The 16,897-nt window shown below is 70.1% G+C and carries 9 protein-coding genes and 2 tRNA genes; 7 read left to right on the top strand and 4 right to left on the bottom strand.

Features of this window, described 5'->3' with window-relative positions:
* Nucleotides 1–18 precede the first annotated feature (18 nt).
* Nucleotides 19–927: a LysR substrate-binding domain-containing protein gene (locus tag FZ033_RS00595; RefSeq protein ID WP_149574259.1), complete on the top strand. Its 909-nt coding sequence runs from the start codon at nt 19–21 to the stop codon at nt 925–927.
* Between the two features lie 268 nt (nt 928–1,195).
* Here FZ033_RS00595 and FZ033_RS00590 read toward each other — a convergent pair whose 3' ends face one another.
* A complete protein-coding gene (locus FZ033_RS00590) occupies nt 1,196–2,884 on the bottom strand; it encodes a Na/Pi cotransporter family protein (protein ID WP_149574258.1) in 1,689 nt (562 codons plus the stop codon).
* 451 nt (nt 2,885–3,335) lie between these two features.
* On the opposite strand from FZ033_RS00590, the gene FZ033_RS00585 reads away from it, so the two are divergent.
* The 6 genes from FZ033_RS00585 to gabT all read left to right on the top strand — a co-directional run bounded on the left by FZ033_RS00585 (nt 3,336) and on the right by gabT (nt 14,291).
* Nucleotides 3,336–5,231 (top strand): autotransporter assembly complex protein TamA, encoded by a 1,896-nt coding sequence (locus FZ033_RS00585; RefSeq protein WP_232847276.1) that lies wholly within the window; start codon nt 3,336–3,338, stop codon nt 5,229–5,231.
* The gene (locus FZ033_RS00580) at nt 5,231–9,517 is read left to right on the top strand and encodes a translocation/assembly module TamB domain-containing protein (RefSeq protein ID WP_149574256.1); all 4,287 of its coding nucleotides are present in this window, start codon (nt 5,231–5,233) and stop codon (nt 9,515–9,517) included. Before FZ033_RS00585 ends, FZ033_RS00580 begins: the two co-directional genes overlap by 1 nt.
* Nucleotides 9,518–9,693: 176 nt before the next feature.
* Entirely contained in the window at nt 9,694–10,971 is a 1,278-nt protein-coding gene (locus tag FZ033_RS00575) for an efflux RND transporter periplasmic adaptor subunit (RefSeq protein ID WP_149574255.1), read from the top strand.
* Nucleotides 10,968–12,194, top strand: a complete 1,227-nt coding sequence (locus FZ033_RS00570; protein WP_149574254.1) for an ABC transporter permease — start codon at nt 10,968–10,970, stop codon at nt 12,192–12,194. Before FZ033_RS00575 ends, FZ033_RS00570 begins: the two co-directional genes overlap by 4 nt.
* Nucleotides 12,187–12,909 carry an ABC transporter ATP-binding protein gene (locus tag FZ033_RS00565; protein WP_149574253.1) on the top strand — a complete coding sequence of 241 codons (723 nt, stop codon included), beginning with the start codon at nt 12,187–12,189 and terminating at the stop codon, nt 12,907–12,909. The genes FZ033_RS00570 and FZ033_RS00565 overlap by 8 nt, the downstream gene beginning before the upstream one ends.
* A 95-nt stretch (nt 12,910–13,004) precedes the next feature.
* Nucleotides 13,005–14,291, top strand: coding sequence for a 4-aminobutyrate--2-oxoglutarate transaminase (gabT, locus tag FZ033_RS00560; protein WP_149574252.1), 1,287 nt, complete (start codon nt 13,005–13,007; stop codon nt 14,289–14,291).
* Between the two features lie 233 nt (nt 14,292–14,524).
* Here the strand turns inward: gabT and FZ033_RS00555 are convergent.
* The 3 genes from FZ033_RS00555 to FZ033_RS00545 all read right to left on the bottom strand — a co-directional run bounded on the left by FZ033_RS00555 (nt 14,525) and on the right by FZ033_RS00545 (nt 16,883).
* A tRNA-Asn gene (locus tag FZ033_RS00555) sits at nt 14,525–14,600 on the bottom strand.
* A 126-nt stretch (nt 14,601–14,726) separates the two neighbouring features.
* The gene (locus FZ033_RS00550) at nt 14,727–16,592 is read right to left on the bottom strand and encodes an ABC transporter ATP-binding protein (RefSeq protein WP_149574251.1); all 1,866 of its coding nucleotides are present in this window, start codon (nt 16,590–16,592) and stop codon (nt 14,727–14,729) included.
* A gap of 217 nt (nt 16,593–16,809) precedes the next feature.
* A tRNA-Cys gene (locus FZ033_RS00545) sits at nt 16,810–16,883 on the bottom strand.
* Nucleotides 16,884–16,897: the final 14 nt, after the last annotated feature.

The raw sequence follows: 16,897 nt of genomic DNA, 5'->3' as shown, positions 1-16,897 counted from the left end.
CAATGGGGGCCGCCCGCGATGACCCTGCGCGAACTGCAATATCTCGTCGCCTTGGCCGACCATCGGAATTTCCGGCGGGCGGCCGAGGCGTGTCTCGTCAGCCAGCCCACCCTCTCCACCCAGCTGCGCAAGCTGGAGGAGGAACTGGGCGTGCCGCTGGTGGAGCGGGCTCCGCGCCGGGTCATGCTCACCCCCGCCGGCCGCGAGGCGGTGGAGCGGGCGCGGCGCATCCTCGACGAGGTGGAGCAACTGAAGGAAGGCGCCCGCCGCAGCTGCGCGGCGGAGGCCGGTGCCCTCAAGCTCGGCGTGTTCCCGACGCTGGGGCCTTACCTTTTGCCCCATGTGGTGCCCCTCATCCGCGCCCGTTTTCCGGACCTGGAGCTGCTGCTGTTCGAGGAGAAGAGCGCCGCGCTCATCTCGCGCCTGAACTACGGCACGCTGGACGCCGCCTTCCTGGCGCTGCCGGTGCATGACAGCCACTTCCATTCCGAGTTCCTGTTCGAGGAGCCGTTCCTCCTCGCCGTGCCGGGCACCCATGCGCTGGCCAGCCGCGACAACCTCTCCATCACCGAGCTGTCGCGCTACAATCTCATGCTGCTGGAGGATGGCCACTGCCTGCGCGACCAGGCGCTGGACGTGTGCCAGATGGCCGGGGCGCGGGAGAAGTCCGAATTCCGCGCCACCAGCCTCGAGACCCTGCGCCAGATGGTGGCGGCAGGCGTGGGCATGACCCTGTTGCCCATGCTGGCGACCCGCAACCCGGCCCAGCCGGCCGAGAACATCCACCTGCTGGAATTCAGCGATTCCAAGCCCAGCCGGCAGATCGCCATGCTCTGGCGCAAGACCTCCGCCATGGGCCGGCTTCTGGCCGATGTGGCCCAGGTGTGCCGCGCCCTGCCGCAGGAGCTGCTGGCGCGCCGGCATTGAAGAGATCGTTGGGTCTGATGCATCCGCCATGGCCGAGCTTGACCCGGCCATCCACGTGGTGGGGGCTGGGAGCCGCCTTCATGCAGACGTACCAGCGGTTCGGCGTGGATGGCCGGGTCAAGCCCGGCCATGACGGCTCGAAAGCTTCGGAACAGCCTGCAAGCGCCGGAAAGGGGTGACACTCCAACACGCCTTGGAGTGTCATGGGCGGCCAGCGCCGCGCGTTTCCATGCGCGGGCGCTGAACGCGGCAAGCGCTTCCACCGCTTTCACGACAGCTCGACAGAATCCCGCCCCGCCGCGATGCGCGTGTCCAGCAGCTCTCCGGTGCGGGCCAGCACCGGATAGGCGGCGGCGGCCACCACGTGGGAATTCACCAGCTTCAGGTCGCGCACGATGTCGATGTGCAGCCCGCTGGCGTCGGCGAGCGGGGCAAGGCCCTGCCGCAGGCGGTCGAAATGCCGGCGCGCGGCCAGGGTCTCGCTGTCGCGGAAGGCGGTCTTCTCCAGCGCCAGCAGGCGCGCGGCGCGCGGGTCGGCGGTCATGAACAGGGAGGAGGCGAGGCGGATGTTGGCCTTCAGCCGCTCCATGAGCTGGTCCAGCTCCCCCTGCTGCGTAGCGGAGAAGGCGATGCCGCGCTTGAGCCGCTTGCCGGCATCGGTCATCAGGCGGCCGCACACCACGTCCGCCGCCTGCTCCATGTTGGCGGAGAAGGCGAGGATCTCCTCCACCCGGCGGCGGTCGGCGGGGCTCATGTCCTCCGGGTCGAGCATGGCGAGATAGGTGCGGATCTCCCGGTTCAGGCGGTCGGGAATGTCGTCGCGCCCGCGTGTTTCCGCTATGCGCCGGCGGTCGCCGGTGAGGAGCGCGCCGGCGGCCTCGTCCAGCATGTCCTCCAGCGCGTCGGCGAGGCGCAGGGCCTCGCGGGCGGCGGCGCCCAGCGCCAGCACCGGCATGTCGCGGTCGGCGGCGGTGAGATAGCGCGGCCGGGTGGGGTCGGCCGCATCCTCCCGGTCCGGATAGAGCCATTCCAGCGCGCGGGCGAACGGCTTCAGCAGGGGCAGGAAGATCAGCGCTGTGGCGAGGTTGAACAGGGTGTGGAAGTCCACCGCCACGCGGGCGGTGTCCGGCTGGAACTCGACCATCCAGCGGCCGATGGGCTCGATGAATGCGAGGGCCACGGCCACGCCGAGGATGCGGTTGATGAGATTGCCCATGGGCAGGCGCCGGGCCGCCGCATCGTCCCGTCCCATGGCCTCCACCACCGGCGCGATGGCGCTGCCGAGGTTGGCGCCCAGCACCAGGGCGATGGCGGCATTGGGCGGCACCACGCCCTGCGCGGCGAGCGAGGCGGTGATGAGCACCACGGCCACCGAGGAATGCACCGCCCAGGTCAGCACCGCCGCCAGCAGCACGTCCATCAGCGGCACCGTGGCGACGGCGCCGAGCAGCATGCGGATCGAGGGCGCATCTTCCAGCGGGCGCAACAGGTCCACCAGGTGGGAGAGCGCCAGCACCACGAGGCCGAGGCCGATCATCACCCGGCCGAGATCGCGCATGCCGGTGCCGGCGCCGCGGCGGAACATGATGAGCCCGGCAAGGATCGCCACCGGCGCCACCGCCGTGACATCGAAGGACAGCACCTGGACGATGAGAGTGGTGCCGATATTGGCCCCGAGCATCACCGCCAGCGCCGGCACCAGGGCCACCAGCCCCGCCGCCGTGAAGCCGGAGACCATGAGCGCCGTCGCCGTGCTGCTCTGGAGCAGGGTGGTCACCGCCGCCCCCGCCACGAAGCCCTGCAGCGGATGGCGCAGGGCGCGGCCCAGCACCACCTTCAGCCGCGGCCCCAGCGCCCGCATCACGCCGGTCTGCACCATGTGGATGCCCCACAGCAGCAGTGCGGCGAAGCCGGCGAGATCCAGCAGCGTGACGGAAAAGCTCATGGAAGAACCCATGGCGAGACCTCCGTTGGCAACCTCCGTTGCGATTTTCGTGCCCATCGCGCCGAGGCACGCCGGGCGAAGCACCAGAGTAGGCACCAATCATATTGCGCTGCAACATAATTGGTGGGGCGTGTTCCGGTCGCGACGGGGCGGGTACGGTGCCGCGCCGGCCGACCGGTGTTCAACCTGCGGTGAGCCCATTCGGTTCAGCCAGCCGCGCAGATCTGCGCGCACAGCGGCGATGGCCCGCCCGCTTGCAGCCCTGCGTGGTAATTGCTTAAGGCTATGTGGGGTACAGGGTGGTTTTGGGACCCCCCATCGTGTAGGCTAATTTGTGACATAAAGATCACATTTTTGCCGTAACACTGGCTAAAGCGGAAGGCGCAGGGCGGAGTTGGTGGCGATATCAGGGCGATATTACTGGATCCGGCTGCGTCCGTTACTGCTTGCAGCCGTGGCTGTAATGCTTTCGGCTGTGCCGTCGCATGCCCAGAATGACGATTTCTTCGGTTCCATCGCTGCCTTGTTCAATCCGAATCCGGCGTCGCGCCAGGCGCCAGTCATCGATGCCACGCCCTATACTTTGAACATCGAGGTCCAGGGCGGCGACAGCAGCCTCAAGAACGCGGTCACCCAGGCCTCCAACCTCGAAAGCCTCAAGGATCGGCCGCCCTCCGGCGCCGCCGGCCTGGTGCGCCGCGCGCTCTCCGATTTCGAGCGCATCACCGCCGCGCTCTATGTGGAAGGCCGCTATGGCGCCACCATCCACATCACCGTCGCCGGCATTGCGCCCAACGCGCCCAACATCTTCGACGTGGTGGAGCGGGCCCGCAAGGCCGGCCCGGTGCCGGTGCGGGTGGACGTGGATCCCGGCCCGCCGTTTCTCTTTGGCGACATCCGCATCCTCGATGCCTCAACCCGCCGCCCGCTCGCGGACGGCCCGAGCCTGCGCGCCCTCGGCCTGGAGCCGGGCGAATCGGCGCGGGCCGATCGTGTCGCCCGCGCCGAGGCGGTGCTGGTGGATTTCTGGCGCGAGCGCGGCCACCCCTTCGCCCGCCTCGCCGGCAAGGACGTGGTGGCCGACCACGCCACCAGCCGGCTCAACGTCACCCTTCTGATCGAGACCGGGCCGGTGGCCACCTTCGGTACCTTCACCGTCTCGGGCGCCGATTTCCTGCCGCCCAACTTCATCGAGGAGCGGGTCGAGATCCCGCCCGGCACGCCCTATTGGCCGGACCGGCTCGCCCGCCTGCGCAAGCGCCTGTTGACCATCCAGTCCATCGCCAGCGTGCGCATCCGCGAGGGCGAGCGACTGGACGCCCAGGGCCGGCTGCCGGTCTATATCGAGGTGCGGCCGCGCGATCCGCGCTACGTGGGCTTCTCGGCCAAGTATTCGAGCACGGATGGCTCTTCCATCAACGGCTTCTGGGGTCACCGCAACCTGTTCGGCGGCGGCGAGACGTTACGGCTCGATGCCTCCGTGTCCTGGTTCGGCGGGGTGCCGGAGGCGGTGCCCAATGCCGACCCGTTCGGCTACAAGCTCGCCGCCAGCTTCGTGAAGCCTGGCATCTGGACCGCGCAGGACGACCTCATCGTCAATGCCGCCATCCTGCGCGAGGTGACCAACGCCTATGTGCGCGAGGGCGTCGTGGCGCTCCTCGCCGTGCGCCACCGTTTCGACGACCAGCTCTCCATGCAGGTGGGCCTGGATTTCGAGGACGGGCAGGTGGAGGACACAACCGGCACCTACAATGCCCTGGTCACCGGCATCCCGGTCGACATCTTCTACGACACCACCGACAACGCGCTCGACCCCTCCCGCGGCATTCGCCTCAACGCCACGGTGGAGCCCTTCGCCTATCTCGGCGACAGCGGCGCCGGCCCGGTGATGCTGAAGGCCGCGCTCTCCGCCTATCATGCATTCGACGACGACCGCCGCATCATCATCGCCGGCCGGGTGGCGGCGGGCAGTCTGGTGGGCGTGGGCGATCTCTACGATGTGCCGCCGCAGCGGCGCTTCTATGTGGGCGGCGGCGGCTCGGTGCGCGGCTACGATTTCCAGTCGGCCAGCCCGCGCAATGCATTCGGCCAGATCGTCGGCGGCCTGTCCTTCTTCGAGGCGTCGGCGGAACTGCGCGTGCGCGTCACCGACACCATCGGCATCGTGCCCTTCTTCGACATGGGCTCGGCTTTCGCCACCGAATATCCCGACTTCAGCGGCCTGAAGTATTCGGCCGGCATCGGCCTGCGCTATTACACGCCCATCGGGCCGCTGCGGGTGGATTTCGCCGTTCCGCTCAATCCCGGACCCAACGACGGGTCCTTCGGCGTCTATGTCAGCCTGGGGCAGGCCTTCTGATGGCAATCATGCGCACCCTCGCCAAATGGACCGGCCTCGCGCTCGCGGGCGTGGTGGTTCTGCTCGCCCTGGCGTTCGGCGCTATCCAGACCCCGCCGGGCAAGGCGCTGCTGGCGCGCATGGGCTCTTCGCTTGCCTCCGCCAACGGGCTGAATGTCGAAATCTCCGGCATCACCGGCTTCGTGCCCGCCAACATGGCGGTGGCGCGCATCGTCGTCTCCGATCCCAAGGGTCCGTTCGCCGAGGTGGAGAATGTGAGCCTCGACTGGAGCCCCCTGTCGCTGCTCCTCGGCACGCTGAACATCGACGCCGTCGGCGCCACCCGCGTGGCGCTCCTGCGCAAGCCCGAGCTGCCGCCGGCCCCGGCGCAGACTGAGAGCGCCAGCAGCGGCGGCGGCTTCGCCTTGCCGGTGCGGGTCGGACGCCTTTCGCTGGACGAGATCGTCATCGACGAGCCGGTGCTCGGCCATGCCGCCGTGCTGTCGCTGGTGGCCACCGCCGAGCTGCGCTCGCTGGAACGGGGCCTGTCCGGCGCCTTCAATCTCAAGCGGCGGGACCAGCCGGGCAGCCTCACTGGCCGGCTCGGCTATGTGCCGCAGACCGAGCATCTCGACCTCGACATTACCGCCGAGGAGCCGGCGGGCGGCCTCGTCGCCCGTGCCGCCGGCATCGCCGACCTGCCGGCCATCACGGCTACCCTCAAGGGCGTCGGCCCGCTGGACGCCTGGGACGGGCGTCTCGACGTTTCGGCCGGCACCGCCGCCAAGGTCAACGGTGCAGCCCAGGTCCGGGCAACCGGGGCAGGGCGGCGCGTGAGCTTCACCGCCGAGGCCGATATCGCCCGGCTGCTTCCGGCCCAGGTCGCGCCTCTGCTAGAGGGCGGCGTGGAACTCGCCGGCGCCGCCACCATCGACAAGGCGCGGCGCATCGCCATCGAGAGCGCGACGGCCCGCTCCGCCGGCTTCGGCGCCGGCGTGCACGGCATGGTGGATGCAGACGCCATGACGGCGGATCTCGTGTTCGGCCTCAAGGCCGGCGAGGCGGCCCGCTTCGCCGCGCTCGCGCCCGGCGTCGCGTGGAAATCGGCGGGGGTGGACGGCACGCTGAAGGGCGCGTTCGCGGCCCCCGTCCTTGCCGCCCGCGCCACGGCCGAGGGCCTGAAGGGCGCCGGCTATGGCGCCGCGACTGTCGAGATCAACGCGGCCACTCTTCCCGATGCCCGCCAGAACCTTGCCTTCACCCTGGACGGCCGGGCGGACGGGCTCTCGGCCGACGATCCCAAGGTCGCGCAGGCCCTGGGGCGCACGGCCAGCTTCCATGTGGCCGGCGCGCAACCCAAGGGGCGGGCGCCGGCCGTCACCGCCGCCACGGTGGAGCTTGCCGCCCTCACCAGCCGCTTCAGCGGCACCGCCTCGGCGGAGAAGATCGCCGGCACGCTCAAGCTGGAGAAGCTGGATCTCGCCGCCTTCTCCCCGCTCGCCGGCCGCCGGCTGGGCGGAACCGCGGCGCTGGATGCCACCATTGACGCCAGCGGTGATGTCTCCCGCGTGGATGCCAGCATCACCGGCGGCACCAGGGATGTGGCCACCGGCATCGCGGCGGTGGACGGCCTGTTCGGCGGCGCCACGACGCTTGCCGCCAAGCTGGCGCGGGACGGGCAGAACGCCATCCGCGTGGGTCGCTTCAACCTCGCCTCGGACAGCCTGACGGTGACCGCCGACGGCACTATCTCCCGCACCCGGGCGGATCTTGCGGCAAAGCTTGCGCTGGCGGATGTGGCCAAGCTTGATCCCCGCGTCTCCGGCGCGGTGACGGGGGAGGCGGCGTTCCGGGGCAGCCTCGACAATCTCGGCCTCACCGCCCGGCTGCTGATGCCCGCCGGCACAGCCATGAAGCAGAAGGTGGAGGGGCTGAGCCTCGCTCTGACCGGCTCCGACCTCACCGGCAATCCGGCGGCTGAGTTCACCCTCGACGGACGCGTGGCCGGCAAGCCCGCCACCGGTTCGGGCGCTTTCGCCACGCTGGCCGATGGCGCGCGGCAGCTGAAGAACCTCGCCATTGCCATCGGCTCGGTCTCGGCCAAGGGCGACGTGCGGCTCGATGCGAAGGGCCTCGCCGACGGGACGCTCGCCATCGCCGCCGGCGACCTCAACGATCTGTCGCCCCTCGCGCTCACCGAGCTGGCCGGGCGGCTCACTGCCGATGTGCGGCTCGACGCCACGGGTGGCCGCCAGCGCGTGGCGGTGAAGGCCGATGCCGCCAATGTCTCGGCCGCAGGGCAGAGCGTGGGCAGCGCCCGCATCGATGCCACCGTGGTGGACCCGGCCGGAGCACCGGCGCTGGACGGCACGGTGCGGCTGCGTGCGGTGAATGCCGGCGGCATGGACATTTCCCAGGCCAACCTCACCGCCAATGGCGCGGCGGCGGGAACCAGCCTCAATCTCGACGCCGTAGTCAACGGCGCGACGCTGACCACGGCGGGCCTCCTGACCCCACGCGACGGCACCATCGGCTTCCGCCTCGATCGCCTTAATCTGGCGCGCAGCGGCACCAGCATCACCAATGCCGCGCCGGCCAATTTCCGCTGGTCCGGCGACACCCTCGCCATCGACCGGCTGACGCTGACCACGCGCGGCGGCAGCGCCAGCGTGTCCGGCCGCGCCGGCTCCGCGCTGGCGCTGGACGTGACGCTCACCACCCTGCCGCTGGCGCTGGCGGACCTCGCCGCCCCCGGCCTCGGCCTGTCCGGCACGCTCTCGGGCACGGCGCGGCTCGACGGGCCGGCGGCGGCACCCACCGGCACCTATTCCCTCACGGTTGCCCGCGTCAGCACCCGCGACCTGTCCGCCAACGGCCTCGGCCCGTTCGATGTGCGTGCCGATGGCCGGTTCGCGGACGGACGGGTCAGCACGCGGACCACCGTCACCGGACGCTTCCTGTCGGATGTCACTCTCACCGGCTCGGCGCCGCTGGGTGCCGGAGACCTCGACCTCGCCATAAGGGGCGCGCTGGACCTTGGCCTTGCCAATCCCATGCTCGCCACCTCCGGCGCGCAGGTACGCGGGCGCGCGGCTATTGACGCCACCGTGCGCGGCACCGCCGCCGCGCCACGGGCGGGCGGCACCGTGCGCATCTCCGGCGCCCGCTTCGACGATGGCGTAAACGGGGTGAACCTCTCCAACATCGAGGGGGTGATCACCGGCACCGATCGCTCGGTGACGCTCTCATCGCTCACCGCGCGCACCCCCAACGGCGGCAGCATCTCGGCGCGCGGCACGGTGGCGCTGGACCCGGCGCAGGGCTTTCCCGGCCGCATCGATGTGGACCTGACAAACGCCGGCCTCGTCAACAGCGACCTGATGCGCCTCGTGGCCGAGGGGCGCCTCGCAGTGGAGGGGGCGTTCGCCAACAATCCGCGCCTCACTGGCCGGCTGGTGGTGCGCCATCTCGACGTGAACATTCCTGATCGACTGCCCGGCGGCGGCGCAGCGCTGAACGTGCGGCACGTGAACGGCGGCCGCAACTGGAACGTCAGCACCAACCGGCCGGGCGGCAAGGCCGGGGCCAACGCGCCGCGCCGGAGCAATGCCGGCATGGCGCTGGACCTCACGGTCTCGGCGCCGAACAACGTGTTCGTGCGCGGCATGGGGCTGGAAGCAGAACTCGGCGGCGACCTCAAGGTGGGCGGCACCACCGCCAGCCCGGCCACGCTCGGCGGCTTCGAGATGCGGCGCGGCACCTTCGACGTGCTCGGCCGGCGGCTGAACTTCACCCGCGGCAAGATCACCTTCAACGGCACCACGGACCCGGACCTCGACTTCGTGGCCGAGACCACCGCCAACGACATCACCGCGCAGATCCTGGTCACCGGGGCGGCCTCGCGCCCGGATGTGACCTTCAGCTCCACCCCCACCCTGCCGCAGGACGAGGTGCTCTCGCGCCTCATGTTCGGCCGCTCGGCCGGCTCGCTCACCGGCGCCCAGGCGCTGCAGATCGCCCAGACCATCGCGCAATTCTCCGGCGGCTCCGGCGTGCTCGACCAGATGCGTCGCTCGCTGGGCGTGGACAGCCTGGACGTGGGCACCAACGCCGCCGGAACCGGCGGCCAGGTGGGCATCGGCCGGCGCCTCAACGACCGCATGTACATGGGGGTGCGGCAGGGCACGACGCCCGGCTCCAGCCAGGTCACGGTGGACATGGACATCACCAAGAACATCCGCCTGCAGGGCGCCACCGGCGCCGATGGCTCCGCCGAGGTGGGCATCGGCGCCCAGTGGGATTACTGAGCGGCGCGGGTCAGGGGAGGGCGCGGCCTGTTGCTGCGCTCAAGTTGCGCCATCGCCTTTAACCGGCCTGCAATGCGGACCATGATGCCGGGGCTCGCACCACCGAATCCCGGCGCCCGGCCTTCCCTGATGCGAGCCACGCGCGTGCCGCCACGCCGCAACCGTTCAGGGATCACGTGGACCAGCCCATCCCCGCCGCCAACACCGCATCGCGTGACCTGCAGAAGGCGAGACATGGCGGCCTCATCGCCGCCCTGTGGCACCGCAAATGGCGGATCGCAGCCCTCGTGCTGGTGCTGGCCGGGGCGGGCTGGGGTCTGCTGCGCTGGCGCGCGGGGCCGGAGGTGGTGGTCTATCCGGTGGTGAAGGCAGAGCTGGTGCGCACCGTGGTCGCCACCGGCCATGTGGAGACCCCCTATCGGGTGAGCATCGGCAGCCAGATCACTGGCACCGTCAAGGACGTGCTGGTGGAGGAAGGCCAGAGCGTGCGGCAGGGCCAGCCGCTCGTCGCCCTCGATGGCACCGAACTCGATGCGGCCGTGGTGCAGGCTGAGGGCGCCGTCGCCCAGGCCGACGCCCGCATGCGGCAGCTGCGCGAATTGACCAAGCCCGCCGCCGACGAGGCGCAGAAACAGGCCCGCGCCAACCTCGACAATGCCCGCTCCGCCTTCGATCGCGCCGACAAGCTGGCAAAATCGGGCGCCGGCACCCAGGCCGCGCTGGACGAGGCCACGCGGGCGCTCAACGTGGCCCTGACCCTGTCGCGCACCGCGGAGCTGCAGGTCTACACCTCGAGTCCCGGCGGCAGTGACTATGTCATCGCCGAAACCCAGCTCAGCCAGGCCAGGGCGAACCTCGCCACCGCCCGGGCGCGGCTCGGCTACGCCACCATCACCGCCCCGCGCGACGGGGTGCTCATCACCCGCAGCGTGGAGCGCGGAAGCGTGGTGCAGGCGGGCAAGACGCTGCTGGTGCTGGCCCCGGCCGGCGACACCCAGCTCGTGGTCCAGATCGACGAGAAGAACCTCAGCCTGCTCAAGCTCGGCGAGAGCGCGCTGGCCTCCGCCGACGCCTATGCGGACCAGAGGTTCCCCGCGAGCCTCACCTACATCAACCCCTCCGTGGACATCACCCGCGCCTCGGTGGAGGTGAAGCTCACGGTGCCCGATCCGCCCGCCTATCTCAGGCAGGACATGACGGTGTCCGTGGACATCGCGGTGGATCGCCGCTCCGACGCCGTGGTGGTGCCCGCGCGCACCGTGCACGGCCCGACCTCGGCGGCACCCTTCGTGCTGGTGGCGCGGGACGGGCGGGCACGGGAGCAGAAGGTGCGCCTCGGCCTGTGGGCCGGCGACCAGGTGCAGGTGCTGGAGGGGCTCACACCCGGCGACGAGGTGCTGCCCGTGGCGTCGGGCGTGCGCGCCGGCCAGCGCATCCGGCCGGTGCCGCGATGAACCGCTGGCTGCCGTTCGAATGGATCGCCGCCCTGCGCTTCCTGGGCGAGGGCCGCATGCAGACCGCCTTCATCCTCGGCGGCATCACCATCGGCGTGGGGGTGATCGTGTTCATGTCGGCCATGCTGGCCGGGCTCCAGACCAACTTCATCAAGCGGGTGCTGACCTCCCAGCCGCAGATCCAGCTGCTGCCGCCGGACGAGGTGGCGCGGCCGCTGCGCTTCGATCCGGGCGTGATCGAGGGCGCGCTGGTGCAGAAGCCGTCCCAGCGCATCCTCTCCATCGACCAGTGGCAGTCCATCGCCGTCGCCATGCGGGCACGGCCGGACGTGGTGGTGGTGGCGCCCACGGCGTCCGGCTCGGCCCTCGCCGTGCGGGGCGATGCCAGCCGCAGCATCTCCATCACCGGCATGGAGCCGGAGCAGTATTTCCGCATCGTGCGGGTGCCGGACTATCTGGTGGCGGGGGAGGTGCGCCTCGGCACCGATGACATCCTGGTGGGCACCGAGCTGGCGAAGGACCTGGGCGCGGGCGTCGGCGACAAGCTGAACGTGACCACCGCCAACGGCAGCGGGCGCATCCTCACCATCACCGGTATCTTCGATTTCGGCAACAAGGGCGCCAACGAGCGCAACACCTATGTGGCCCTGCGCACCGCCCAGAGCCTGCTCAACCTCATCGGCGGCGCCACCACCATCGACATGACGGTGACCGACACCTACGCCGCCGAGAGCATCGCGCGCGACATCGCCGCCGTGGTGCCGGTGGAGGCGGACAGCTGGATCACCACCAACGCCCAGTTCTTCACGGCGGTGCGGGCGCAAAAGACCTCCAACACCCTGATCCGGCTGTTCGTGGGCATCTCGGTGGCGTTCGGCATCGCCGCCGTGCTGGTGGTGTCGGTGATCCAGCGCTCCAAGGACATCGGCATCCTGCGCGCCATGGGCGCCTCTCGGGGGCGGATCCTGCGGATCTTCCTCATCCAGGGCGGGGTGCTGGGCCTGTTCGGCTCGGTGCTGGGGTCGGCGGCCGGCGCGGGGGCCCTGGTCCTGTGGCATCACCTGCTGCGGCAGGTGGACGGATCGGAGCTGTTCCCGCTGATCCTGGAGCCCAGCCTGTTCGTGGCCGCGGCGCTGCTCGCCACCCTGACCGGCGTGGTCGCCGGCCTTGCCCCGGCGGTGCGTGCCGCCAGCATCGATCCGGTGGAGGCGATCCGTGGCTGACGTGCTGGCGCTTCAGGCGATCCGCAAATCCTACGCCATCGGCACGCCGGTGGAGACCGAGGTGCTGCACGGCATCGACCTCACCATCCGGGCCGGCGAGTTCGTGGCGCTGATCGGCCCGTCCGGCTCGGGCAAGAGCACCCTGCTCAACATCATCGGCCTGCTGGACAGCCCCACCTCCGGGCGCCTCGAGGTCACCGGGGCCGACACCACGCAGCTCGATGATGCCGCGCGCACCCGGCTGCGCGGCCACGCCATCGGCTTCGTGTTCCAGTATCACTACCTGATCTCGGCCTTCACGGCGGCCGAGAACGTGATGATGCCCATGCTGCTGGACCGGGGCCACCGCGACCGGCAGATGGAGCAGCGGGCCGACGAACTGCTGGACTGGGTGGGCCTCAGCCGATGGCGCAACAACCGCGCCACCAACATGTCCGGCGGCCAGCAGCAGCGCGTCGCCATCGCCCGGGCGCTGGCCATGGAGCCCGCTTTGGTGCTCGCCGACGAGCCCACGGGAAACCTCGACACCGCCTCCGCCGACAGCGTGTTCGCGCTGCTGCGCCGGATCAACGCCGAGCGGGGCACGACTTTTCTCGTGGTCACCCACAACATGGCGCTGGCCGAGCGCTGCGACCGCATCGTCGAATTGGTGGACGGCCGCATCAACGCCGAGCGCGCCGGCCGCGCCGAACCGGGAGCGGTTTCCGCGCGCTGAAGCCGGCGGGTGGCGGGCGCATCATCCCCCGATCAATCTCATACCCGTGGAACGCGATCGCGTCTTATCCTGAGGTAACGATAAGGAGGAGCGCCATGTCCGAGAATGCCGCGCTGCAAGCCCGCCGAACCAAGGCCATTCCCCGGGGCATCGCCACCGCCTATCCGGTCTTCGCGCAGAAGGCCGAGGGGTCGGAGGTCTGGGACGCCGACGGCACACGCTACATCGATTTCGCCGGCGGCATCGCCGTCCTCAACACCGGCCACCGCCACCCCAAGGTGCTGGCGGCGGTGCGCGCGCAGCTCGATGCCTATACCCACACCGCGTTCCAGATCGTGCCCTACGAGCCCTATGTGGCGCTGTGCGAGAGGCTGAACGCCATCGCCCCCTTCTCCGGCGCGGCGAAATCCATCCTGTTCTCCACCGGTGCCGAGGCGGTGGAGAATGCCGTGAAAATCGCCAAGGCCGCCACCGGCCGCACCGGCGTCATCGCCTTTTCCGGCGGCTTCCACGGCCGCACGGCACTGACCATGGCGCTCACGGGCAAGGTGCTGCCCTACAAGAAGAAGTTCGGCATCTCCCCGCCCGGTATCTTCCATCTCCCGTTCCCCTGCGCCGACCATGGTGTGAGCGTCGCCGACACGCTCAAGGCGCTCGACTACCTGTTCCGCGCCGACATCGGCCCGCAGGATGTGGCGGCGATCATCATCGAGCCCGTGCAGGGCGAGGGCGGCTTCCTGCCGGCACCTACCGAGCTGCTGGTGGCGCTGCGCCAGATCTGCGACGCGCACGGCATCGTACTGATCGCCGACGAGGTGCAGACCGGCTTTGCCCGCACCGGCCGCATGTTCGGCATCGAGCATTCCGGGGTCGAGCCGGATCTCGTCACCGTGGCCAAGTCGCTGGCCGGCGGCTTTCCCCTGTCGGGCGTGATTGGCCGGGAGGCGATCATGGATGCGGCCGAGCCCGGGGGCCTCGGCGGCACCTATGCCGGCAATCCCATCGCCTGCGCCGCTGCCCTGGCCGTGCTGGACGTGATCGCCGAGGAGAAGCTGGTGGAGCGCGCCAACGCCATCGGCGCCCGTATCAAGGACGCCCTCACCCGCATGGCGCTGCGCAACGACGCCGTTGCCATCGGCTCGATCCGGGGACCGGGCGCCATGGTCGCCTTCGACGTGGTGAAGAAGCGCGGCACCGTCGAGCCCGACGCCGATGCCGCCAGGCGCGTGACCCAGGCGGCGCTGGCCGACGGGCTCATCCTCATCACCTGCGGCGTCTACGGCAACACGATCCGCCTGCTGAACCCGCTCACCATCCCCGACGCCCTCCTCGACGAGGGGTTCGGCAAGCTGGAGCGGGCACTGGTGGCAGGTGCCGCCTGAAGCAGGGGAGCTTGATCGATACGTGGGAGCGGGCGGTCCCTGGAGGCCGGCCCGTTTCCTCGGCTGCTGCGGCGCGCGCCGAGGCCGAGGCGGCGTTCTCAAGCAGCGATCCCGACGGTCCTGCGATGATGTAAGGTGGGAAGGCATGGCCGAACCCAGCTGCACGTCCAGCGCCGCAATTGCCGAGCCTCATGCCCTGCCGGCGACCTCGGGCGTGCTGTGCGGGGTGGAAATGGCTCCCTGAGCAGGACTCGAACCTGCGACCATTCGATTAACAGTCGAACGCTCTACCAACTGAGCTATCAGGGACCGTGGGTCTTGCGACCGAGGCGGGCGATATAGCAACCGCTTGCCCGCTTGTGAAGTCGAAACGCGCATTTTCTGCGCCCGCATTGCCGCACCCGGTCCGCAAACCGGGTGCAAAGCCTTGCAAAATCAGGCGTGGAGACGCGCGCCATCGGCCTCGCCGAGATTGTCCACAGGGGCGCCGGCGCTGCCTTCGGCGCCCTCCTGCTGCTTCTGCTCGTGCGCGAACTGGGCGAAATAGAATCCGTAATAGCGGCCGCGCCGGGCGATCAGCTCGTCATGGGTGCCGTGCTCCACCACGCGGCCATGCTCCACCACGCAGATCTTGTGCGCGCGCACCACGGTCTGCAGGCGGTGGGCGATGACGATGGTGGTGCGCTGGTGCTGCAGCTCGTTCAGCGCCCGCTGTACCAGGGCCTCCGATTCGGAATCGAGGGCGGCGGTGGCCTCGTCCAAAAGCAGGATGGGCGCGTTCTTCAGGAAGGCGCGGGCGATGGCGATGCGCTGGCGCTGGCCGCCGGAAAGCTGGGCGCCGTGCTCGCCCACCGGCGTGTCGTAGCCGTTCTCGAAGCCCATGATGAAGTCGTGGGCGTGGGCCGCGCGCGCCGCCGCGACGATCTCCTCGTCGGTGGCGCCGGGGCGGCCGAAGCCGATATTGTCCTTCACCGTGCCGGAGAAGAGATAAACGTCCTGGCTCACCAGGGCGACGTTGGCCCGCACCGACGAGCGCGTCACGCCCCGGGCATCGATGTCGTCGATGAGCACGGCGCCGCCCTGCGGATCGTAGAAGCGCTCGATGAGGTTGATGATGGTGGTCTTGCCGCCGCCCGACTGGCCCACCAGGGCCGTGGTCTGGCCCGGCTCGGCCACGAGGTCCAAGCCGCGCAGCACGTTCTCGCCGGGGCGATAGCCGAACACCACCTCGCGGAACTCCACCCGGCCGCGGGGGCGGGGCAGGGCCGGCACGCCGGGAGCATCGCGGTCGGGGGAGGGGGCGTCGAGCAGCTCGAACAGCATGCGCGCGCCCATGACGTGGCTCGCGAGGTCCACATGCATGCGGGCGAGGCGCTTGGCCGGCTCGTAGGCGAGCAGCAGCGCGGTGAGCACCGAGAAGAACTGGCCGGGCGAGCGGCCCAGCTCGATCACGTTGTAGCCGGCGTAGAGCACCACGCCGCCGATGGCGAGGCCCCCCAGCGTCTCCATGAGCGGGCTGGACTTGGCCTGGGTGCGCACGAGGCGGTTGGAATTGGCCTCCACGTCGTCGATGAACTTGTGGGTGCGCTCGCGCATCACCGGCTCGAGCGTGTAGGCCTTCACCGTGCGCACGCCCTGGATCGCCTCCATGGCGATGGAGGAGAGCTGCACCCCGGAGCGGAAGCCGGAGGTGAAGAGGGTCTTGGTCTTCTTGATCAGCTTGCGGGTGCCGACGACCGCCGCGGGCATGACCACCAGGGCGATGACCGCCAGGAACGGGTCCTGCACGATGGCCACGGTCGCCAGCATGATCAGGGACAGGGCATCGCGCCCGATGCTGGTGATGATGAGGTCCAGCGCGCCGCGCGCGCCGTTGGCGCCGGCCGAGAAGCGGCCGGTGATCTCGGCGGTGTGGTGCTTGGCGAAATAGGTCGCGTCCTGCAGCAGGATCTGGTCGAACGCGCGCTTCTGGTTGTCGGCGACGATGCGGTTGCCCACCCGCGCCATGGTGATGCTCTGGCCGTAGGCGGAGGCGCCCTTGACGATGGACAAAAGCATCACCGCGCCGGACACCGCCCACACCGCCTGCGGCGTGGGGGCGACGAAGATGGCGTTCACCGCATCCCGCATCAGATAGGCAAGCAGCGCCGTGCAGGCGCCCATGAGGCCCATGAACACGAAGGCCAGCGCATAGCCCTTCCAGTGGGTGCGGCCGTCGGAAAGGAGCAGGCGGCGCAGCACCGCCTTGGTCTCGTCCTTCGCGGCGCCCTGGCTCTGGCTCTGGGGGGCTTTTGAACTCATGCCTGTCTCCGGCGGCCAAAGGAGTGGGGCCGCATAAGGTTCATCAACCGCCGACGCCTGCGCAAGTCAACGGTGTGTGGTATCGCGGTGTATCATTGATAGAGCGAGAAGGCCCGGAACCGCCGCTTCGGCGGCGTCTGTGGCCCGCAAGCCGCGCTCTGACGCCGGAGGCGATGCCTCAGGAGCGGGGGGCGCGGAGCGCGTGATCGCGGCAAGGTGGAGGCCACGCCCGGAATCGAACCGGGGTGCACGGATTTGCAGTCCGCTGCGTAACCACTCCGCCACGTGGCCTCACGAAGGCGGGT

The organism is Xanthobacter oligotrophicus (genome assembly GCF_008364685.1).
Taxonomy (GTDB): Bacteria; Pseudomonadota; Alphaproteobacteria; order Rhizobiales; family Xanthobacteraceae; genus Xanthobacter; species Xanthobacter oligotrophicus.
This window is presented reverse-complemented; position numbering and strand designations above follow the sequence as displayed.

Coding starts and splice junctions, on each gene's coding strand:
- FZ033_RS00595 (WP_149574259.1), top strand. CDS start 19: ATGACCCTGCGCGAACTGCAATATCTCGTCGCCTTGGCCGACCATCGG.
- FZ033_RS00590 (WP_149574258.1), bottom strand. CDS start 2,884: ATGGGTTCTTCCATGAGCTTTTCCGTCACGCTGCTGGATCTCGCCGGC.
- FZ033_RS00585 (WP_232847276.1), top strand. CDS start 3,336: ATGCTTTCGGCTGTGCCGTCGCATGCCCAGAATGACGATTTCTTCGGT.
- FZ033_RS00580 (WP_149574256.1), top strand. CDS start 5,231: ATGGCAATCATGCGCACCCTCGCCAAATGGACCGGCCTCGCGCTCGCG.
- FZ033_RS00570 (WP_149574254.1), top strand. CDS start 10,968: ATGAACCGCTGGCTGCCGTTCGAATGGATCGCCGCCCTGCGCTTCCTG.
- gabT (WP_149574252.1), top strand. CDS start 13,005: ATGTCCGAGAATGCCGCGCTGCAAGCCCGCCGAACCAAGGCCATTCCC.
- FZ033_RS00550 (WP_149574251.1), bottom strand. CDS start 16,592: ATGAGTTCAAAAGCCCCCCAGAGCCAGAGCCAGGGCGCCGCGAAGGAC.